Below are 21798 nucleotides of genomic sequence, written 5' to 3'. Positions count from 1 at the left end.
AAAAAAACAACATGGCCGCTCCATACCGGGGCGGCTTTAAAGGCTTTTGCACCTAGAATAAATCAAGTGTGGTAAAGAAGATAGTTTCGAATGATGATGACAAGAGGAAAAAACAAATTATTTTTTAAGGACTCTCAAAAGAAGCTAAATGAGTCCGAGGCACACCGAAGCGAAGATCACCAAGAGCGCAAGTGTTGTATCGACAATCTTATTAGAAATAATGATAGATCCGCTTCCATAGAAATGTGTTTTTTCTGTTCACCATAAAGCGATGCATTGAGCAGCTTCTTCAGGCCGCTTCGCATGGCTGGATGATTTGTTCTCCTTGCTGAGCGGCCTCTTTCCATGAACTAAGCGTTGGGTTTCAGAGGCTTTAAGCGGACTGCCAAAGGCGAAGAAGCCGTCAGCCGAGAAGAAAATCTATATACGATTTTTTGCAACTTTAACCTAAATGATATTCTAACTATTTACTCGTCGGCAAAAACCTAAATTGTTAAAAAATCTCTATAGATCATGTTATCTTTTCACATTTTTTCAGCTTCTGCGATATCTAAAAGAGCGTGCAGCAGTATATTGGCGGCTGCTTCAATATCATCAGCATCCGACCACTCTAATGGACTATGGCTGATGCCGTCTTTTGACCGGACAAATACCATTCCGATTTTTGTTAAAGAAGCTAATATCATAGCATCATGAGCCGCTCCGCTTGGCAGCATCAGAAATTTTGTCCCTGTTCGTTTCGCTGCTGTTTGTATCGCTTCGATTAATACAGGAGAGCAGCTAACCGGTTTTAGCTCATGAGTCGCTTCTACTGTAAAAGTCATGCCTTTTGTATTGCAGCATGCAGATAAAAACATTTGGATATCATCTTCCATTTGACAAATAAGCTCCCAAGATAGATGACGAATATCGAAAAATAATTCCACTTCACGCGGAATAACGTTTATACTCCCGGGGAACACGCGGATACTTCCAACGGTTGCTCGCAATCCGTCGCTCTGCTGTGCTTTTTGTTCCACAAAATCAATTAAGCGGGCGGCTACTGTAACTGGATCTTTTCGCATCGCCATTGGTGTCGTTCCTGCATGTCCCTCTTCTCCTCTAATGGTTACCTTTAACCATTTGACACCTACAATGCCAGTAACGATTCCTACAGGTGCTTGTTCACTTTCAAGCACTTTTCCTTGTTCAATATGCAGCTCGAGAAAAGCTTTGAATTCTTCAGAGCAACGTCGCGCGCGGTGCACTAATTTCGGATTATATCCACATTGCACCATCGCATCAGCAATGCTTATGCCATTTTCATCCTTATACTGAAACAGCTCTTCTTCTTGCAATTCCCCCGTCAATGCCCGGCTGCCAAGCATACCGGTTGAGAATCGCACTCCTTCTTCATCAGTAAATGCCGCAACTGAAATGGAATGCCTCGTTTGAATGCCTTGCTCCATCATCGTCTGTAATATTTCTATACCGGCTAATACCCCTAGGGCACCATCAAACATCCCGCCATTTTTCACAGTATCCAAGTGGGAGCCGATTAAAATTGACGGCAAAGCAGAATCAGTGCCTACACGTTTTCCGAATAAATTTCCTATTTCATCTTCGTAAATCTCTAAGCCTATTTGTTTCATCAAGTGTACTATGTATTGTTTAGCTTCGCGTTCCTCGGCTGTAAAAGGAAATCTGGTCACGCCTCCATTAGGGTCGTGACCAAATTTACTCAAATCTTTTATATGTTTCATTAATCGCTGTACATTAATCTTGATCATTATGACACCTCATAACGCCCCAACAAATTTCCCCCTAATTTGTCTCTTACTGCACGGCAAATTTCTCCTGACTTCAACAACTTGTACATTTTCTCAATATCAACTGACAGGTTTCTGTCAGCATCTAAAAAAGGGACTTCCTGCCTGATCATCTTATATGCCACTTCCGTTCCATGACCAAGACTTATATCTTTTCTCAAATCAATCGCCTGAGCAGCATGCATCGCTTCTATTCCCAAAATGTAATACAAGTTATCAACCATTTTTGCTGTTTTGTCAACCACTTGAACAGAATTGTTGGCATGATCTTCAATTTCCCCTGATAACGCTATAAAATCAGCATTTATTGGATTAGACAGATGGCGAATTTCTGCGTCAAGCGCCGCAAAGGTTTTTTGAATTGTACTAAAAGCCAATACGTTTTGGCCATTATCAGGAGATAAAAAGCGCGGCAGTCCTGAAAAATTGGGTGATGACAATTTGATCGTACGGAAACAAGATATTTTGGACAAATGTGCAAGAGCCTGTCCAAGCATTTCAATTGCCAGCACCCAAGTCGTTACTTCGTAATTGGAACATGACAATATCCGCTGTTCATCCACCAGAACACATGGATTATCATCGCTTGAATTTAATTGTATGAGCAGATTTTGTTCAGTATAATCGATCGCATCCCTAACAGCGCCGTGCACGGCAAAAGCTCCTCTGAAGCTTAGCGGATCCTGAAGCGGCCGATTTAAGTGCTGCAACGACAAATAGCTTCCTTCAAGACAAGCCTTTATTAATCCGGCACTTGCTAAATTTCCAGGGAAAGGCCGTATTCTTAAAACAGACTCATCTAAAGGGGAAATATTGCCGTTCAACCCTTCGAGAGAAAGAGCAAATACAATGTCGGACAAGTCGATTAATTGTTTAACTTCATTCAGCAGCAGCGATGCCTTGGCTGCAGCAAAAGCATTAGAGCTGGCAATGGCTAAGCCATCTTTCGGACCGAGAACTATCGATTTTATGCCCGCCTTCTTCAGCGCCTCGCTTGCATTCATTCTTTTTCCCCGATAAATGACTTCTCCCTCGCCGATCATAGCTAATCCGATATGAGCTAGATTTCCCAAATCCGCTACCCCAACAGAGGCTCTTTCTGGTATGACCGGATGAATTCCCTCATTTAAAAAGCGTTTGTACATTTGTGCTATTTCCGGCTGTACGCCGGTATAACCTAATAACAATGTATTTAAACGAATGAGCATCGCGGCTCTGACCGTCTTCTCATCTGCTTCCGGCTTTACACCAATACAGTGGGAAAAAATTAAACTTCTATTGAATTGCTCATATTGTTTTTCATGCACCTGACGATCTTTATTAATCCCAACCCCTGTATTAAATCCATAAACAGGGGCATGGACCGAATCCCAATTCAACACTAACTCTCTGGCAGCACGAAGCCGTTCCATAGCCTCCTGGCTGATTTCTACTTCAGCCTTTTGTTCAGCAACTTGAGCAACTTGTTGAATCGTGAGTGACTTACCATCGAGGATAATTGTTTGTTGCCCCATGAAAAACCCTCTCTTTTATGAATGTTTTATAGTTGCCCTTTCGCTTTTAATGCCAAACGGTTCTCAAGTCTTAACAAAATATAGTTCGTTATGAGCGCTAAGGTGGAAACGAGTATAGTCCCAATGATAATCTTATGAGTTGAATTTTGGTAAAGACCTTCAAATAAAAGAACTCCTAAGCCGCCGGCGTTTATCCATGCTGCAATCGTTCCAATGCCAATAATCGCAACAGCTGCAATCCGTACGCCGCCAAGAATAATTGGCAACGCTAGAGGCAACTCTATTTTCCAAAATAAATGAAACCAATTAAGCCCCATTCCCTTACCCGCCTCAATAATCGCTTGATCAATTGATTGAAAACCAACCATTACATTACGCACCAAAATCAGCTGACTGTAAGCGACAAGCGCAAAGATAGCCGGCTTCATGCCCAATCCTAAAAAAGGAATGAGCAAAGCAAAAAATGCCATGCTGGGAATAACATAAATAATTCCCAAATATTGACAATACCAGTACAGAAAGACTCTTCCAGCGAGTCAAAAGATAACCTACTGGAAGAGCAAATAATAGGGCAATTGCCAGCGCACCAAACGTCAAGCGAAGGTGATCAAGAAACAGCGCCAAAATAGTGTCATAATAATTAGTAATATAATTTACCATAGGCTTCACCTGCTTACCGAATATAAGGAATCCTGATCCTTTATTTTCAATTGCTCCAGACCAATTTGTCCTACAGGTTTGTTTTGATTGTCGACGACAACCACATTGTCTATATCCTTTTTCAGCAACAGAGAAAGAACCGTTTTAAGATTTGTTTCCGTTGAAACTTCCACACTTTTTTCATGCATTTCCCCTTGCAACGGAACCATTGCTTTTTCTGCATTCAAAAAAGAAAGTAATTGGAAAACATCGTCTGATTTAACGAGTTGGCTGACAAATTCATTAGCTGGGTTCATAAGGATGTTAATCGGCGTATCAAATTGCTGGACTTTTCCTTCATTCATCACAATAATTTTGTCCCCTAGCTTGAGCGCTTCCTCAATATCATGTGTCACAAAAAGAATCGTTTTGCGCATCTTTTTTTGAATTGCCAGCAGTTCATCCTGTAAACTGGAACGGGTAATGGCGTCAATTGCACCAAAAGGTTCATCCATTAATAAAATATCTGGATCACTAGCCATCGCTCTGGCAATCCCCACTCGCTGTTGCTGCCCTCCAGACAATTGTCTTGGATATCGATCACGAAAATCCTCAGGCGGCAGATGAACAAGCCTTAAAAGAAAGTCTACGCGCTCGTTGATCTTTTCTCCATCCCATTTCAAAATTCTCGGCACTGTTGCTATATTTTCTTTGACAGTCATATGAGGAAACAGACCGATTTGCTGAATGACATATCCTATTTTACGCCTAAGTTGTGTCACTGGAACTTTTGTAATATCTTCTCCTTGAACAAAAATTTTTCCTGATGAAGGCTCATGAATTCTGTTTATCATTTTTAATAATGTCGTCTTTCCTGATCCCGATGTTCCCAAAATGGTGATGAAGCTTCCTTCTTCTATTGATAAGCTAGTTTCATAGACAGAAGGTTTGCTGGCTTTAGGGAACGTCTTGCTCACCTTATCAAACTGAATGATTATGTTTGACACGAAACCACCGCCTTTGAAAGTTCCTGGTTTCACTCGGATTTAGGCATAATTACTTTTTAATAATGCCTTTTTCTTCAAGGAACTCTTTTGCTACTTCAGTGTATTCACGTTTTTGAATATCAACCTCAGCATTCAAATTTTGCACAACCTTATTATTCAAGTGTTTGGAAACTTTATTCAGCACTTCCTCAATTTTCGGATCTTTTTCCAAAGTTTCTTCACGAATGACAGGTGCTACATAATATGGAGGCCAAAACTTTTTGTCGTCCTCAAGCAGTACCAATTCCTCATTAGTCAAATCGCCGTCAGTCGTAAATCCAACTGTCACATCCGCTTCATCATTAAGGATTACGCGATATTTAATTCCGTAGTCAAATAATTGCACCGATTTAAACTGAAACCCGCCGTAAAATTTTTGCAAACCTTTTAAACCGTCATCGCGTTCTTCAAATTCTGGAACAGCCGCCAGTCTTAATTTTGGAGCGACTTCCGCCAATTTCGACAAAGTCGTTACTCCGTACTTTTCTGCTACTTTTTTTGTCGTGACTAAAGCTTGGGAATTGTTTACATCTGTTGGTTCTAGCCAAACAAGATTAAACTTCTCTTTATATTTTTGGGATACAAGATCATATACTTTTTGCGGATCAGACATAGGTTTTTCTTGTAAAACATTGATTAGCCCTGTACCCGTATATTCCGGATACATATCAATTTCTCCCTCTTTCAATGCTGTATGAGCAACCATTGTACCGCCTAAATTTAATTTTCTTTCAACTTTATAACCAGCTTCCTCCAAAGCTAGAGAATAAATCTCTCCTAAAATAAGCGATTCTGTAAAGTTTTTCGATCCAACTTTGATAGTCGTCTCATTTTTATCACTTGTGTTTTCTGATTCTTTTTGACCGCCGCAAGCAGCCGTGGATATTAGTAAAACGACTAAAGTAAATAAAAGAATAAGTCTTTTTTTCATGATAATTCCTCCTATTTTCATAACAGAAAGTAAAATACATAGTATTCAGATCAATCAACTTACGTTTTCCTCTAATCCCTTTGATAGCGCGTGACCAAACGCTCTACAGCTGCGAAGCAAACTTCGGAACAGATAGCCAAAAAAGCAACTGGCAATGCTCCGACTAGCAACAGAGGAATGTTATACATTCCCATTCCGTTAACAATGAATGTTCCTAATCCTCCGCCTCCAATAAAGGCAGCTAAGGTTGCGCTAGCAATAATCTCTACTGCAGCTGTTCGACAGCCAGCAATGATGACTGGAAGAGCGAGAGGAATTTCTATTTTGGTCAAAATTTGTTTGCTGTCCATCCCCATACCAGACGCAGCTTCAATAATGGAAGAATCAATTCCTCGAAATCCTAAAAAGGTATTGATCGTAATCGGCGGACATGCCAGAATGATCAAAGCGATTAATGCAGGATAAAATCCCATTCCCATGATTGGCAATATGATCACAATAATAGCCAAGCTAGGAATAACTCGTAAAGAATTGAATACATTCATAATCAATCCTGAAAGCTTTGGCTTTTTGGCACATACGATCCCCAATGGAATACAAATTAACATTGATATCAATAACGCGATAAAACTAAGCCCCAAATGAACCTGCAAAGCCTCCAAAAAACGATCTGAATTTTCAAAAATATAGGTCACGGTGTCTTTTAAGTACTCCATCCCTATCCACACTTTCGTTTTTTCATTTTTTTACCGGCATTTTAGTCCAGCTGCTGGTCAAACAGCAGCAACGCCTTCAACAATGCTTGCACACCTAAAGCGACATCTTCATAATCAGTCCATTCTTCAGGACAGTGGCTTCTGCCGTTTTTACTCGGCACAAAGATCATACCGATTGGAGCAATACGAGCTATTTGATTGGCATCATGGCCGGCACCGCTCGATAAAAACATCGTGGGTGCCACCTCTTTGCATGCCTGCTCAATTACACTGCGGACATTATTTTGTACAAGAATCGGTTCTGATTGTGACAAGCAGTCAAATTGAACAGAAACCCCGCGTCGCTTTGAAATTTGCAAGGCAGCATGATGGAGCTGAGTTATGATCATGTCTTGAATATCTTTATCCAACGAGCGAATCTCTAGTTCGCAAGTCACCTTTCCTGGTATGACATTCGCTGCATTCGGTTCATTCATGAGTTTTCCAACGGTTCCTACAACTTCTTCCGTGTAGGTTTCCTGGCAAAGCTGTTCGAAACAAAGAATGATCTCAGCAGCTGCAGTAAGCGCATCTTTTCTTAGGTTCATAGGTGTTGTTCCAGCATGATTCGGTTCCCCTTCAACAGTGAGGCGATAACGCTGAATACCTGCAATGCCTCGAACAACACCAAGCTGATGGTTTGTCTGCTCAAGCACCGGACCTTGTTCAATGTGCAATTCTAAATATAGAGCTACATCTCCCGGTTTACGCGCTTCAAACGTCAATCGCTCTGGATTTCCTCCAGATCTCTTTAATGCTTCCCGCAGAGTAATTCCTTGCAAATCTTTCCTAAGCAGCATTGTTTCCGGCAAATTATTCACCATTCCTCGACTGCCGATCGTTGAAATGCCAAACTCACTTGGTTCTTCCGCTGTAAAATCAACCACTTGCAACGGATGACGCAGCTGTATCCCATTTTCTTTAAGCAAACGAACAATCTCTAGACCGGCGACAACCCCGATGATGCCGTCAAATCTTCCGCCGCCTTTGACGGTATCAATATGAGAACCGATCATGATGACAGGAAGATGCTTTTCTTTTCCGGGAAGAGTTCCAATCACATTGGCTGCGGCATCAACATTAACCTCTAAATTTAATGATTTCATTTTATCCTTGAGCCAGCCCCTTGCCTCTTCGTAAAACGGTGTAAAGGCCCTTCTTGTCCAACCAATCTGACTTTTGTCGACAAAATTAGCCAAAGCTTCAATATCTTCTTTCAAACGCTCAGTATTGACTCTCATTGAACAGAGCACCTCACTGTATCGCTTTGCAATGATTTTTTAACCGCATCGTGCTCTGCGTGGATGAACTTGCCATCACCCGGATTTCCGATGACTTTTCCATCATATACAAGCTTTCCTCTTACAAATGTGTTAATAATTTTCCCTTGAACAGTAAAACCATGATAAGGACTCCATCCGGCATGAGAGTGCAACTCAGACTCATTTAATACCCAGCTTTGGTTGGGATCTAATACCACTAAATCAGCATCCATCCCTTCCTCTATCCTTCCTTTACAGTGCGATAAACCAAACGTCTTGGCTGGATTCTCACTAAGTAGATGGACAAGTGTAAGCATAGATATTCTTCCTTTTGCAACCCCTTCGCTGTAAAGCAGCGGCAACAGCGTTTCAACTCCCGGGGCCCCTGATGAGTTTTGGAAAATATCCGCATGATTTTTTCGGTCAATCGTCCAAGGAGCGTGATCTGAAGTGACCAAATCGATCATTCCTTGTGAAAGCTGAATCCATAATTGTTCCACATCTTCCTTTGTCCGCAACGGCGGATTTATTTTTCCCCTTGCGTGCAAGGAAGGCATATCTTCTTCGGATAAAATCAAATAGTGAGTGCACGTCTCTGCGGTCACTTTAGTGCCTTGTTGGCGGAACCATTGAACCAGCTCAAAAATGCGCGGAAACGTACAGTGATATATGTGTAAGTGAACTCCAGTCCAGTAAGCTAGTTCTAACGCCGTTAAAACCGCGGTAGACTCTGCGACTTTCGGACGACTCCAGCAATGAGCGCGTGGGTCTGTCTCTCCTTTTTGTTTGTATTTTTCTATATATTTTCTAACAATTTCGTCCGTTTCTGCATGAACACCAACTGGACAACCGGTTTTCGCTATGAGAGAAAAAGCTTCCAACAGCTCACCGTCATCAATGCGTGGAAAACGGACGGAATCCGTATTAAACATAGAAACTTTGAAGCCGCATGCTCCTTCTTCAGCAAGAAGAGGAATTTGATCAAGCCCGTTTTTCGGTTTAATCGTTGCCAGCATCGCTACATCCACTACTGCCTCTTTGGACAGCTTTTGTTTTTTTGCGGCATATCTTTCTTTTGTGCATATAAGTTGATCAGCATCATATGGCATTTCGATAATCGTGGTTACTCCCCCTGCAGCAGCAGAGCGGGTGGCGGCTGCAAAGCCTTCTGTCAAAGCGCTGTAGCTATGAACATGAGCGTCAATCGCTCCTGGAAGAACATATTTTCCATGAGCTTTCAAAACTTTATGTGATCTCCGTTCATGGCTGATTTTAGAAACAGATGCGATCTTTCCATCTTTGATAGCAACTGAACCATTATATAGCACCCGATCAGGGAGCACGATATTTCCCTCAATTACGAGATCATACACTTTCTGCTCCATTTGCACTCCCTCTTCCTGACCATGATCAAAAAGTAGCTGTTTCGATAAATTTTTGCGATACTTGATGAGCAGCATCCGTTATTACACTAACGATGTTCTCTCTTGCTTCTAAGTCAATCCGTTCAGCAGGCCCTGCGACAGTCAAACTCGCTACAACTCGTCCCTGGTAATTGAAGATAGGCGCTGAAATTCCGCAAATGTCCGAATCTACTTCTCCTATCGTTATACAGTACCCTTGCTTCCTAATTTTTTCTAATTCAGAAATGAGCTGCTTCTTCTCCTGTTCACTCGAAAGTTTTTGCAATACTTGTTCTACTATTTTTTCATTTTCATATGCGAGAATAATTTTTCCAGATGCCCCCCGATGAAGAGGCAGCAATCTTCCATTCTCAATGGCAAATCGAATTAAGCGCGAGCTTGCGATACTTTCTATACAAATTACTTCAATCCCTGAACGAACTGCTAGAATCGATGTTTCATTCGTTTTCTCAGTAATTTTCTCCATTATCGGACGTGCAATTACGTTTAAATAACGATCCATTTGTTGCGTTAGACTGCGGGCTAATTCTAGAATGCGTAACCCAAGAGTTATTTGTCCTTTAGATTTCCTCTCAATAATTCCGTTATTCTCTAACGTTTGCAATAAACGATAGACAGTGCTCTCCGGAATTGAGGCTCGTTGAGCAATTTCACTGACAGATAATGGTGTTTCTGCTTCTCCTAGGACAAATAAAATGTCTAACGCTTTTTTTAACGTTTGTGAACCATTTAGCGACATTCACTACACCTTCCAGCTGGCTTTGTCTTAACTCTCATCAGTTGCCAAAGCATAATCAGCAATGCTGATACCTAATGCTTGCTCAACCTCTGGGTAAACTAAAGGATCCTTCACACTAGAACTCAATGGAATATTTGATTTGTTAATGCTAAATACAATGATGTCCATTCCTTCTTCTACATGTCCAACGCTGACAGGTTCCCCTGTATTTGGATTGAGTGTTGTAATGACGTCTGGATATGTTGTCAACCTGTTGCCTCTTTCGTCATCTACAGCCATATACTCATTCATGACATGAAGGGTGAGTTTTTTTCCCTCTCCTTCAACCAAAATTGTACCGATATCAAAGGCGCCTTTGTAATGGACATCTTTTTTGACCACTTTTCCGCTTCCTACAATATATCCTTTTGTCGTCTGACAAATCGTTTCTATTACCGCTTCAGCACCCTTCGGTTCCGCATTCATAATCGCGTACCCAAGCTCTAACGCTCGGCTTATGCCGCCGATAGCCGCATGCTGCTTCACATAACTAGCAGGTATAGGATGCCGCGCGCAAGCGATAAATCCTCCAGACATATCTGATGCTGTCCGCAAAATATTTGATGTTTTCGCAGGCGTCCCTTTGACTACTAACTCAATGTACGATCCAGTTTCTGGTTTTCCTCCGGCAACGGCCTGCACCGTTTCAAAATCCAAACGTCCAGCAAGCCCCATTGCCCCCATCTTACCAGTCGGATGAGCACGCATATCCCCAGTAGCATCAACCACAACCAAATCAAGTGCTGCGGCTGGAAGCCAACCATTAATGCTGCTGGACATTCCGTTTTGCGGGGTCATCAAACCGACAACTTTTCCATTATAGTTTTCTTGTACAAGCTGCACTGCTTTTATATAATCTTTTCCAAGCATTTGCCAATCAGTTGTTCCCGCTGGAGCACCGATGGCAGTTGCAGTGACAATAATGTCATCATCCTGCAATTCATCGACAGAAACTAACTTCGGCTTTCCTACTGCAATGGCCGCCATGCCAATTTCCAGACCATGATCAACCCAACCGCCGCCGCCGGAAGCAAAGACTGATCCTCCTTTTACAGCGGCCAATACGTCGTCTTTCGTTAATTGACGCACAACCATCATTCCTCCTAATCTATTTATCTGTTGCTGATCACTACTTTATGTCAATTCTCCGCAATCCTTTTTTCTCAACCTCATCCAATGCTTCTTCATATCCTGCATCAGCATAACGTAAAACACCGAGTCCTGTATCATTATCAAGCGTAAGATTTAATCTCATGCTTGCTTGCTCAGTACCGTCGGCTACTATCGTTACACCGGCGCTTGTCATATAACCGGTATAGCCACCTCCGCCTGAATGAATAGCGACTAAATCCGCCATTGAAGAGCAATTCAGCATAGCGTTCAGAAGCGGCCAATCAGCAATTGCATCACTTCCATCTTTCATTCGTTCCGTCATAATATTCGGGTGAGCCATCGATGCAGCATCGAGATGGTCACGAGTAAATGCAATCGGACCGCTCAATTGGCCTTTTTGCACCATTTCATTGACTGCTGTTGCCAGTTTTGTACGATCTCCGTGACCAAACCAACCGATACGCGCCGGCAATCCTTGAAATGGAACATACTCTTTGGCCAGCCTAATCCAATTGGTCGCAATTTCATTGTCAGGAAAGTGTTCAAGAATATAGTCATCTATTTTGTAAATGTCTTCTGGATCCCCCGACAAAGCAATCCAACGAAATGGTCCAATTGCTCGACTAAATAATGGACGTAAAAATGCTTCGGTGAAAATGTCAATTTCGAACGCATCATGTACACCTTCTTGTGATGCCTGTGTCCGGATGTTATTCCCGTTATCAAAAACAATGGCGCCGCGCCGCTTAAATTCCAGCATAGCCCGAACTTCTTTTGCTATAGATTTGCGAGCATCAGCAGCCAGCTTTTTCGGGTTTAGCTTTCTTGCTTCATGTACTTCCTCGATCGTATAGTTTTCCGGGATATAGCCATAAACAAGATCGTGAGCGGAAGTTTGATCAGTCACAATATCAGGGATGATTCCCCGTTTTAAAATTTCCGGATACACTTGGGCGGCATTGCCAACCAATCCAACAGATAAACTCTTTTTATCTCTTTTCGCTTGGTCAATCCATTGCAGCGCTTCATCCAAACTGTGTGTTTTCTTTTGCAAATATCCTGTTTCTATTCGTCTATCAATTCGATCTTCATCCACTTCTACACACAAGATGGCTGCGTTGGCCATTACACCTGCGAGCGGCTGTGCACCTCCCATTCCTCCTAAACCAGCCGTTAAAATAAAGCGGCCAGCCAAACTGCCGTGAAAATACTTGCGAGCAATAGTGGCGAATATTTCATAAGTTCCTTGAATAACCCCTTGAGAACCGATATACTGCCAGGCTCCAGCCGTTAAACCTCCCCAGGCAATCAATCCTTTCTCTTGAAGTTCATAGAAATTTTCGCTATTTGCCCATTTCCCTACTAAATTACAGTTCGCCATAACGACTAGCGGAGCATAAGCATGTGTCTTGAAAATACCAATCGGTTTACCAGACTGAATTACTAAAGTTTCATCTTCCTCTAAATTTTTTAATGCCTCGACAATCGCTTGATATGATCCCCTATTTCGAGCAGCTTTTCCTAATGCGGCATATACGACAAGCTCTTTAGGATTTTCCCCATTCTCTAGCACATTTTCTAATAATCGCAATAGGGCTTCCTGCCGCCATCCTTTACAACGAAGCTGGGGACCCCTTGCAGCTCGTATGGCTTCCATTTTCATCCCCCCTTACTTCATTTGAAACTCGATAATTATCAATAATTGATAATTAATTTTCATTTTTTAATAATATAACAGCAAATACCCATAAAATCAATAGAAATTATAATAATTATTATAGAAATATTTAAAGCCGACAGGCTCAAATTGAGAAATAGATTTTTAAAATCATTATGGAAAATAAGATTACAGCCTATCTTGTTGTTGTTAAGAAAACCTAATCAATTGAAAACTATGAATTTATTAAAAACTCTGTTGTTGCTTGAAGCCATTAGAGTAACACTAGTTAATTCAGAGTTTGTAATTTATTTTTCTTTCCAAATGTTAAAAGCGCACTGTACCGTTTTTGACATCATATTTTCTTAATCTCAACTGATGTAAACGCATATGGAAATGGAAATAGATGAGGCTAATCGCTCTGCGTATATTTGGGGTTATATTGCAGAGACACTGCAAAAGGGAATCTCGCTTATCTCCAAATTCATATATCGAACGGAGATTAAAATTTTATTAAAAAATAAAAGCTTCTCTCTTACTTAAATTAACTGCTCAGCCTGTATTGAGTTTTTTAGATAAATTAAAACGCCGGACTTCGAATGCTCTAGCCAAACTGCCATAGGCAGAGGGCGGCCAGCAAACGAAACCCGGCGCGGGCTTAAAAACAAAAAGATTCTATTTTAAATTCAGAATTAACCAGTAAGCGACGAATGATTTTTGTTTAAGGAAAGGAATTTTCGATAGGACGTACTGTAAGGCGTACTATAAAAAAGTTTAAAATGAGCTGGTTCATCACAAAAAATACATTCATGCTCCCAATATTTCTGCGATAATTTTTGTACGTGCGGTGTGTTGAGTAAGTTTATTCCGTTCTTAATATGTTTTTTACAAACGGTGATCATCAGCATCCCCTCGCTAAATTAAACGAATTCTGATTACGTTAAGAAAAGAAAAAATGGTTTTTGCACATATTGAAAGCAGGAAGCAGTACGTAAAAAATCCGCTTATTTATTCAAAAATTCTATTACTTGACCTGCAAAAAATTCTGTTTTTTCGATTTGCACCCAATGGCCGCAATTTGGAAAGACATGAAGTTGGGCGTCAGGAACAATTTGAGATAATTTCCAGCTTGTTTTGTCCAATGGGATCACCCGGTCTTCTCTTCCGTGAATGAGTAAAACCGGAATTTCTATTGCCCGCAATTGTTCCTCTGTAAGCGCCAAAGCATTCACATGTTTTTGTCTAGGCGGCGGAAACATTGCGGAATACGATTCTTGAAAACCTTCCTGAATGCTAGCTTCATAGCGCATTTTGACCAGGTTGTCATTTTCCCCCATGCTTGGATCATTTGACATAATGCCAATGATTTTTTTCATATTTTCAATGCTCGGCGTATATCCCCAAACGGCATCAAGTTCCTCTGTAATTGGAAATTCAATCCCTGCGCTTCCCATCAAAATTAACTTCTTAACAAGATCAGGGCGACGATTTGCAATATGCAGAGCTAAAGCTCCACCCATGGAATTTCCAATGATTGAAACCTTCTCAAGATTCATCGTCTCGACAAAGTTAATCATGTGTTCGACCCATACATTCACGGAATATTGAATATCTTTCGGCCTTTCCGTATAACCAAATCCTACGACATCTGGGGCATAAAGATGAAAATGCTGGGAAAGGAGCGGAAATACTAAACGCCAATTAGCCCATGCAGAAACCCCGGGACCAGAGCCATGAATAAGAAGAAGGGGTTCTCCTTTCCCGTCCTCGTGATAATGTGTTTTGATTCCTTTCACATCAGCATACTTTCCCGTTTCTATCATAATCAACCTCCCCCAATATTATTAAATCGATGCCTTTTATCATGCGAGATTTGTTGTCTTATTTTGACCGTAGTTGTAAGCATCCTGACGCAGCCATGAAACGATGTCTCGTTGATTGTCTTGTGATATTTCATGTCCAGCCGGATAAATGGTATACTTCACAGAAGCTGCATGTTTGCGCAAATAATCATAGTTTTCCTGTCCAATGTTTAAAGGAAAAATATGATCTGATTCTCCTTGAGTTAAAAACACAGACAACCGCTCGATAGACTTCAATGGATATTCTTCCTTCACAAACGATGGTATATATCCATTCATTGCAACAATCCCTTTTATTTTTTCGCCCAATATTAAAGCGAGTGTCATACTTAAGATTGCTCCTTGGCTAAAGCCAATCAAATATACTTTGTCAGAATCAATCGGGTATTTTTTTAGTGCAGCTTCAATAAAGTTCTTTAATTTATTTACACTAATATCGAACAATTTTCGTTCTGGCTTTCCATATTCTTTCAAATAATAATATGCGTATCCATCTTCATATGGAAGATCACCTCTAATGCCTATTAAATATAAATTCCTCTTTTAAATCTTCCACTAATGAAAGCATGTATTGTTCGTCATACCCTATGCCGTGCAATGCGAAAACAACAGGATACTTCTTTCCCTCTTCTGCGGTTGAAGGGAGGTGAATTTCATATTCATATGACAAGACATTATTCATCAAAATTCCTCCTTAAAAATGGAATGTTATTTTATAGATGAAATCTCATATACCGCCAGCAAGGCATCCGCATTCTTATTCTTTTACACTAAACGAAACATCTCCGAGTTGATCTAATTGCCCGATTACTGTATCTCCAGCTGTTAGATTGATCGCCTCAGTGATGCCCCCAGTTAAAATCATGTCGCCCGCTTTTAATCTCTCTCCTTTGCGCGCCAGCATATTAGCCAAAACAGCAGCAGAATTTGCCGGATGATTTAATACCGCTGCACCAGCTCCGCAAGCTTTTAATTCCCCATTTATATAAAGCGCTGCACCTATCAAATCTAAATCAATTTTTAACGTGTGGATTGGAGTCAATGTGCTCCCGATTACAACTCTTGACGAAGAAGCGTTATCTGCAACAACATCCGGCAAAGTAAACTTAAAATCTTTATAGCGGCTATCAATAATTTCTAAGGCCGGTGCGACATATTTTGTTGCCGACAGCACTTGTGTTCTCGTTACATTTGGGCCCTCTAAGTCCTCACCTAAAATAAAAGCAATCTCCACTTCTACCTTCGGATGTATAAATTCGCTCAAATGGACGACTCCGCCGTTTGGAACGAACATATAATCAAAAAGATATCCGTAAATCGGTTCTTTCACATTCATTTGCGTCATTTTCGCTTGACTTGTCAGCCCCATTTTCGAACCAATGATGCGATGACCGCTGTTTATTTTGATTTTGATGAGCTCCTTTTGTATCTTGTATGATTCCTCCACAGAAAGGTCCAAAATATCTTCTGTGATGCGAGTAATCTCCCTTTTTTCATATTCCGCTTCATTTAACAATTCAGCAAATTTTCGATAGTGACGAACTTTTACTGCCATTGCCCCAACACCTCCTTATGAAACTGGCGATTTTTCTCTCTTCTTCGCAATTTCTGTTGCTACGTCTACAATCATGTCTTCTTGACCGCCAACTACTTTGCGTTTGCCGAGTTCAACTAAAATATCGCGCGAGTCAATCCCTAATTTTTGGGCTATCCGCTTGGTGTGGAGCAGAAAGCTTGAATAAACACCGGCATATCCCAGCACAAGGCTGTCTCTTGTAATTTCTTGGGGAGCTGGAAGCATTGGCGCCACAATTTCTTCTGCAAGATCCATCATTTTATAAAGATCAATACCGGTTTCCTTTCCTAATCGATCCAACACAGCTACCAACACTTCCGTCTGGGTATTTCCTGCCCCTGCTCCCAAACATCGAACACTTCCATCAATGCGGGTCGCTCCTTCTTCGATGGCAACCAAGCTGTTCGCCATGGCCAGAGACAGGTTGTTATGGCCATGAAAGCCAATTTCCACTCCTACATGCTGCTTAAGGGCACGAATTCTATCCCTGACTTCATGCGGAAGAAGTGCTCCTGCTGAGTCAACGACATAAACGACATCCGCTCCGTAGCTTTCCATCAGCTTTGCTTGTTCTACCAGTTTTTCAACTGGCGCCATGTGGGCCATCATTAAAAATCCGACTGTTTCCATTCCAAGCTCTTTTGCCAGCCCAATGTGCTGGGCAGAAACGTCTGCTTCTGTTACATGAGTTGCAACCCGCGCCATCTTCGCCCCAAGCTCGGCAGCATGTTTTAAATCTTTCATCGTGCCGATTCCCGGCAGAAGCAAGACGGCGATTTTTGATTGCTTGCAAACCGACACGGCGGCCTCAATCAGCTCGAGCTCATTTGTGCGAGATAATCCATACTGCAAAGAAGAACCGGCCAATCCGTCTCCGTGTGCGACTTCGATGTATGGAACGTTCGCTTCATCTAAAGCTTTGGTGATTTTTGCGACTTGATCGACTGTGTATTGATGGGCAATGGCATGACTCCCGTCTCGCAAAGCTACTTCCGTAATTAATACATCACGTTTTTTTGCCATGCGGTTTTCCTCCTCTACGCCGTTTGTGCTGCTAATTGATGTTTTGCGAATTCTTCCGCAACCTTTACCGCAGCAGCCGTCATAATATCAAGATTTCCAGAATATTTCGGCAAATAATCGCCTGCTCCTTCTACTTCAAGGAAGACAGTGATTTTATTCCCATCAATGATTGGATCGGTACGTATCCGGTATCCCGGTACATACGATTGGACCGTTTCCACCATCTCTAAAATCGATTGAACAATGGCTTTTTCATTCATACTTGCTTCTTCTACTAGAGCATAAACAGTATTTCTCATAATAATAGGCGGCTCCGCCGGATTTAAAATGATGATGGCTTTTCCCTTTTTGGCTCCGCCAATTTTTTCAATGCCGCGTGCCGTCGTTTGTGTAAACTCATCAATGTTTGCCCTTGTTCCCGGTCCCGCACTTTTACTTGCAATGGTTGCGACAATTTCAGCGTAATCAACTCGACTCACCCGATTAATTGCGTGGACAATCGGAATGGTCGCCTGGCCGCCGCATGTAATGAGATTCACGTTCCTTTCTTCGAGATGTTCATGGAGATTTACAGACGGGATGACGAGTGCTCCGACAGCTGCAGGAGTCAAGTCAAGAACCATCTTACCCGCTTCCTTTAACAGCTTTGCATGACGGATATGCGCTTTAGCTGATGTTGCATCAAAGACGATATCAGCAAGTTCCGGTTGCTCGAGGAACCCTTTGATTCCTGTGCTGATAACCGTATACCCTTTTTCTTTCGCACGGCGCAAACCATCTGATTCAGGATCAATCCCAATCATAGCTGTTAATTGCAAAATATTGGAACGTTCCAGCTTCAACATTAAATCTGTGCCGATATTTCCTGATCCAAGAATAGCGACGTTTACTTTAGTCATGAATATCACTCCGTTTCTATCACTCTTTTTTTACTGTGGCTAGCAAAAGCGAACGCTTACTTCGCCTAAATGAGCAAAACGGGCTTGAAAAAAATCGTCCGGCTCCGCATCGATGGCGGCGGAAAGAGCACCTGAAAGAATAATCTCTCCTGCATTAAGTGTTATTCCGTATTCAAAAAGCTTATTGGCTAGCCAGGCTACACAGGTAGCTGGATTCCCCAAAGCTGCCGCCCCTGCTCCTGTGTTCATGACCTCTCCGTTTTTATATAACACCATTCCTATCCTTGATAAATCTAAAGAATCAACAGCCACTTGCTTGTCACCTAATACAAAAAAACCTGAAGAAGCATTGTCAGCAATCGTATCCTGCAATTTTATATTCCAATCGGCGATGCGGCTATCGACAATTTCTAAGGCTGAAGCGATATAATCTGTTGCTTGAAGTACATCCAGCTCTGTTACTCTTGGACCGATTAAATCTTTCTTTAAAACAAAGGCGATCTCTGCTTCTACTTTTGGCTGGAGAACCTTTTCATAAGGAAGAGCTCCTCTATTTTCCACCTTCATTTCATCTAACAAATGACCATAATCCGGTTCATTGACTCCCAACAGCTTTTGCATCGCCAAGGATGTTAATCCTATTTTTTTCCCTACGATTCGTTGTCCGGTGTTAGCTTTCCGTTGAATATTTACTAATTGAACTTGATATGCAGTCTCTACTGTGATTTCTTGATCGAGAGAAGTTAGCGGCTCAACAGCTTTCCTATTTTTTTCCGCTTCTATAAGGCAGTCAGCGAATTGAATCACTTTTTCATCAATAACCTGCATAATGGTATACACCTCGTTTAGGTTTCTTCTACTTTTGCTAACGATTCGGATATCTGATTTTTCTATTCATGAAGACATATCATATGACAGCTTCTCTTTACATTCCTCTTGACTCGGCAAATCTTGCTGTTAATGGGTTGAAGAAATGTACAGGCATCCATTCGACAAAAATATAATCGTCTTGATTTAGAAAATACCGGCTGATTCCTAGAGAACCAAAAGCAGATGCTTGAAAGAATCATGTTTTTAGCAAGCTTAATATTTAATGATCCATTTATATCCGGAATTTCTCCAATATAGGCAGCTGCTGCAATTTCACGTGCCGTCCCAGTCTCCTTGACCATTTATTTAAAAAGAAAAGCTGTTCATCTTTCAGTCTCCAACAATCTCCTCTTTATCTAAATGCAAATCTAGGTCGATATTTAGTTCCCCCCAGTAGATGAGGAATCGAAGAGACAAAAACATCTGATAGCCTACGCTGGGAGAATTGATATCGATTTGCAAAATTTCATTTATCTTTTGCAGCCGATACCGCAAACCGCTTATAGAAAAATTCATAGCACGCGCTGTTTTATGAACATTGCTGCCGTTGCTCAAGTAATAATAAAGTGTTTTAGTGAATTCCATATTTCTGTTTTTATCTTCTTCAATTAACTTTCCTAATTTTTTATAAATGAACTTTTGAATCGGGTTTATATTTTTCATTTGGAAGATGATTCCTTCAATCCCTAAGGAATCAAAGAAAATAATCTTCTGATGACGGTTGGCGACCCTCAACGCTGACAGGCACTCTTCATACAGTTGAGATGCCTCTTCTATTGAACTGGTGTTTGAGCTGATTCCTACTTTAAATAAATATTGAGGATATTTATTGGAACAGTAATCAATTAATGATTTACAAAAGTTTTCCTTATTCATCTTGTTTTTTAACAACAGACATTCGGATAAAAGAATGATGACCTTTCCAGATTTTTGACCAAATAAAGCATTTAACCCTCGATTCTTCATAAATATGGAAATATCATTTATTAAATCATCGTTAAAGCCCATTTCTTCTTCAACTGATGGTTTTTGAAGCAAAGTATCGATTGCAATCATAAAGTACGGATCATTCAATTGAAAGCCTATATAATAGGCCCGCTTGGTCATTTCTTCAAAAGAAATTTGTTTAGATAAAATATCGTCCAAAAATTTTCCCTTAATTCCGTTGCTCCGTATTAAAGCGAGTTCGCTCATTCAACAAATAAAGCGAACAAGCAAGCGCTCCATGTTGTATTATCAACTTATCCACTTCCTGCGGAGCTTTTTCTTCATAAAGAAAAGAGCAATACCCGACAATTTTTCGATCCAGATAGATCGGAGTAATCAGTCTTTTTTGTTTAGAGGAAGATTCTAAAAATAACGTTTGCTTTAAAGTTTTCAAATCTCTTAAGTATTTACTTTTTTGATGAATCCATTTTTTAAAGTTATCGGAAGCAAAAGAAGCATTTTGTTCTGGAAACCCCGCGAAAGCAATTAGATTGAAATTGACATCTTCTATGAGCACAGGTATCTTTGTGATTTGATGAAGAGCGTATGCAATCGAAGATAAGTCATTTTCCTTTAGAACCTCTTCCATCAGCTTTCGATGAACCTCGTACGCTTTACTAAGATTGTCTCTTTCTATTTTTAGCTTCTTAAACGTCTCATCAAGCTCGCCGATAATATTATCTGCCTTATAATATTTGAGCTCGTCATCTATTTCGCCATCCCATTCTTCAACAGTTCGACAGACAGCGTGGCAATATTCATGGCCCATTGCTTTGCATTTAACCTCTTTCGTTATGACTTTTTTGCCAAGAATAGTTGATAAATATCCGCTTGCATAGCCAACAAGTGTATGACAAACAGGTTCGTGAGCAAGCCCAAATCTTTTAAGATGTTCTTCAGCTTCATAAGAATTTTTCCAAATTGCTTCATGGTGCATCGTTCCATTGGAAAAGTCCACTTCTGCCACTAATACATCTACCTCTTCTAGATAGCCATGCAGCGTATGCATTTTCGGACCTACGAATAAAAGCTCCTTTTTGCTATCCCAGTCCATTTCTAACGCTTTTTGCGCATCTTTAACCCCGCAATGCCATCCATGACGCAGAAGGAACCCTTTCGTTCGCTCGTTTCCCAACGTTTCTATCAGCTCGTGGCGCAGCATCCCCATGGCGGCTGTTGGAATCGTAACTATTCGCTCTTGTGGATCGTCTTGATTGGTAAGAGTAGAGATTTTATAAATTTTCGTTAAGTCCAGTTCATCAGCTTTCATGTTTTCACCACCTAAGAAGAGTGAGTGACTTTAGATAGATCAATAAGAATCTTCATATCGGTTTTTGGATACGTCTTGCATGCTAATGTATAATTCACCGCTCTTTCCGTGTCAGGCAACACTGCTTTGGAACTGGTACCTCTTTCAAATTCTCCTTCCTCCACTTTAATTTTGCACATTCCACACCCACCGCCTTTACAAGCATAAGGAATTTTAATGCCCTTTCTATTAGCCGCATCAAGCAAGCTTTCCCGATCATGGCATAGCAATTCGCGGTTTCCTTCGCCATCATCGATCACCTGCACCTTAAACATGATTTTCCCTCCCCTCCTGCTTCTTACGCTTAAATTCTGTTTCATAACCATTAAATTTCCGTCGTTTCTA

At 41.1% G+C, this 21798-nt stretch carries 22 protein-coding genes; all 22 read right to left on the bottom strand.

Annotated features, from left to right (window positions below):
- Nucleotides 1–524 precede the first annotated feature (524 nt).
- The 22 genes from ACVIJU_RS05250 to ACVIJU_RS05145 all read right to left on the bottom strand — a co-directional run bounded on the left by ACVIJU_RS05250 (nt 525) and on the right by ACVIJU_RS05145 (nt 21728).
- Nucleotides 525–1769 (bottom strand): allantoate amidohydrolase, encoded by a 1245-nt coding sequence (locus ACVIJU_RS05250; RefSeq protein WP_456687358.1) that lies wholly within the window; start codon nt 1767–1769, stop codon nt 525–527.
- Nucleotides 1769–3322 (bottom strand): HAL/PAL/TAL family ammonia-lyase, encoded by a 1554-nt coding sequence (locus ACVIJU_RS05245; protein ID WP_456687357.1) that lies wholly within the window; start codon nt 3320–3322, stop codon nt 1769–1771. Before ACVIJU_RS05245 ends, ACVIJU_RS05250 begins: the two co-directional genes overlap by 1 nt.
- Before the next feature lie 26 nt (nt 3323–3348).
- A complete protein-coding gene (locus tag ACVIJU_RS05240) occupies nt 3349–3792 on the bottom strand; it encodes an ABC transporter permease (protein WP_456687356.1) in 444 nt (147 codons plus the stop codon).
- On the bottom strand, nt 3695–3982 hold the full coding sequence (locus ACVIJU_RS05235) for a hypothetical protein (RefSeq protein WP_456687959.1): 288 nt from the start codon (nt 3980–3982) through the stop codon (nt 3695–3697). The genes ACVIJU_RS05240 and ACVIJU_RS05235 overlap by 98 nt, the downstream gene beginning before the upstream one ends.
- A gap of 5 nt (nt 3983–3987) precedes the next feature.
- Nucleotides 3988–4968: an ABC transporter ATP-binding protein gene (locus ACVIJU_RS05230; RefSeq protein WP_327856725.1), complete on the bottom strand. Its 981-nt coding sequence runs from the start codon at nt 4966–4968 to the stop codon at nt 3988–3990.
- A 49-nt stretch (nt 4969–5017) separates the two neighbouring features.
- Nucleotides 5018–5938: an ABC transporter substrate-binding protein gene (locus ACVIJU_RS05225; RefSeq protein WP_144598160.1), complete on the bottom strand. Its 921-nt coding sequence runs from the start codon at nt 5936–5938 to the stop codon at nt 5018–5020.
- Between the two features lie 71 nt (nt 5939–6009).
- The gene (locus ACVIJU_RS05220; protein WP_130157397.1) at nt 6010–6654 is read right to left on the bottom strand and encodes an ABC transporter permease; all 645 of its coding nucleotides are present in this window, start codon (nt 6652–6654) and stop codon (nt 6010–6012) included.
- A 41-nt stretch (nt 6655–6695) separates the two neighbouring features.
- Nucleotides 6696–7934 (bottom strand): allantoate amidohydrolase, encoded by a 1239-nt coding sequence (locus tag ACVIJU_RS05215; RefSeq protein WP_456687355.1) that lies wholly within the window; start codon nt 7932–7934, stop codon nt 6696–6698.
- Nucleotides 7931–9340, bottom strand: coding sequence for a dihydroorotase (locus ACVIJU_RS05210; RefSeq protein WP_339230153.1), 1410 nt, complete (start codon nt 9338–9340; stop codon nt 7931–7933). Before ACVIJU_RS05210 ends, ACVIJU_RS05215 begins: the two co-directional genes overlap by 4 nt.
- 25 nt (nt 9341–9365) lie before the next feature.
- Nucleotides 9366–10118, bottom strand: coding sequence for an IclR family transcriptional regulator (locus ACVIJU_RS05205; RefSeq protein ID WP_327848678.1), 753 nt, complete (start codon nt 10116–10118; stop codon nt 9366–9368).
- A gap of 27 nt (nt 10119–10145) precedes the next feature.
- A complete protein-coding gene (locus tag ACVIJU_RS05200) occupies nt 10146–11255 on the bottom strand; it encodes a DUF917 domain-containing protein (protein ID WP_339230151.1) in 1110 nt (369 codons plus the stop codon).
- A 31-nt stretch (nt 11256–11286) separates the two neighbouring features.
- Nucleotides 11287–12927 (bottom strand): urocanate hydratase, encoded by a 1641-nt coding sequence (locus ACVIJU_RS05195; protein WP_144598164.1) that lies wholly within the window; start codon nt 12925–12927, stop codon nt 11287–11289.
- A 1004-nt stretch (nt 12928–13931) separates the two neighbouring features.
- Nucleotides 13932–14750, bottom strand: coding sequence for an alpha/beta fold hydrolase (locus ACVIJU_RS05190; protein ID WP_327873245.1), 819 nt, complete (start codon nt 14748–14750; stop codon nt 13932–13934).
- 39 nt (nt 14751–14789) lie between these two features.
- Nucleotides 14790–15263, bottom strand: a complete 474-nt coding sequence (locus ACVIJU_RS05185; protein ID WP_456687354.1) for an alpha/beta hydrolase — start codon at nt 15261–15263, stop codon at nt 14790–14792.
- Between the two features lie 40 nt (nt 15264–15303).
- Entirely contained in the window at nt 15304–15471 is a 168-nt protein-coding gene (locus ACVIJU_RS05180) for a hypothetical protein (RefSeq protein ID WP_456687353.1), read from the bottom strand.
- A 75-nt stretch (nt 15472–15546) separates the two neighbouring features.
- The gene (locus ACVIJU_RS05175) at nt 15547–16344 is read right to left on the bottom strand and encodes a 2-keto-4-pentenoate hydratase (protein ID WP_456687352.1); all 798 of its coding nucleotides are present in this window, start codon (nt 16342–16344) and stop codon (nt 15547–15549) included.
- A gap of 15 nt (nt 16345–16359) precedes the next feature.
- A complete protein-coding gene (gene dmpG / locus ACVIJU_RS05170; RefSeq protein ID WP_327848653.1) occupies nt 16360–17388 on the bottom strand; it encodes a 4-hydroxy-2-oxovalerate aldolase in 1029 nt (342 codons plus the stop codon).
- 14 nt (nt 17389–17402) lie between these two features.
- Nucleotides 17403–18287: an acetaldehyde dehydrogenase (acetylating) gene (locus ACVIJU_RS05165; protein WP_130157379.1), complete on the bottom strand. Its 885-nt coding sequence runs from the start codon at nt 18285–18287 to the stop codon at nt 17403–17405.
- A gap of 39 nt (nt 18288–18326) precedes the next feature.
- Entirely contained in the window at nt 18327–19115 is a 789-nt protein-coding gene (locus ACVIJU_RS05160) for a 2-keto-4-pentenoate hydratase (RefSeq protein WP_327873248.1), read from the bottom strand.
- 372 nt (nt 19116–19487) lie between these two features.
- Nucleotides 19488–20303 (bottom strand): PucR family transcriptional regulator, encoded by an 816-nt coding sequence (locus ACVIJU_RS05155; RefSeq protein WP_456687351.1) that lies wholly within the window; start codon nt 20301–20303, stop codon nt 19488–19490.
- Between the two features lie 10 nt (nt 20304–20313).
- Complete coding sequence (locus ACVIJU_RS05150) at nt 20314–21414, bottom strand: XylR N-terminal domain-containing protein (RefSeq protein ID WP_456687350.1); 1101 nt, start codon at nt 21412–21414, stop codon at nt 20314–20316.
- An 11-nt stretch (nt 21415–21425) separates the two neighbouring features.
- A complete protein-coding gene (locus ACVIJU_RS05145; RefSeq protein WP_130157373.1) occupies nt 21426–21728 on the bottom strand; it encodes a 2Fe-2S iron-sulfur cluster-binding protein in 303 nt (100 codons plus the stop codon).
- Nucleotides 21729–21798: the final 70 nt, after the last annotated feature.

This window comes from Aeribacillus sp. SP014, assembly GCF_054055575.1.
This window is presented reverse-complemented; position numbering and strand designations above follow the sequence as displayed.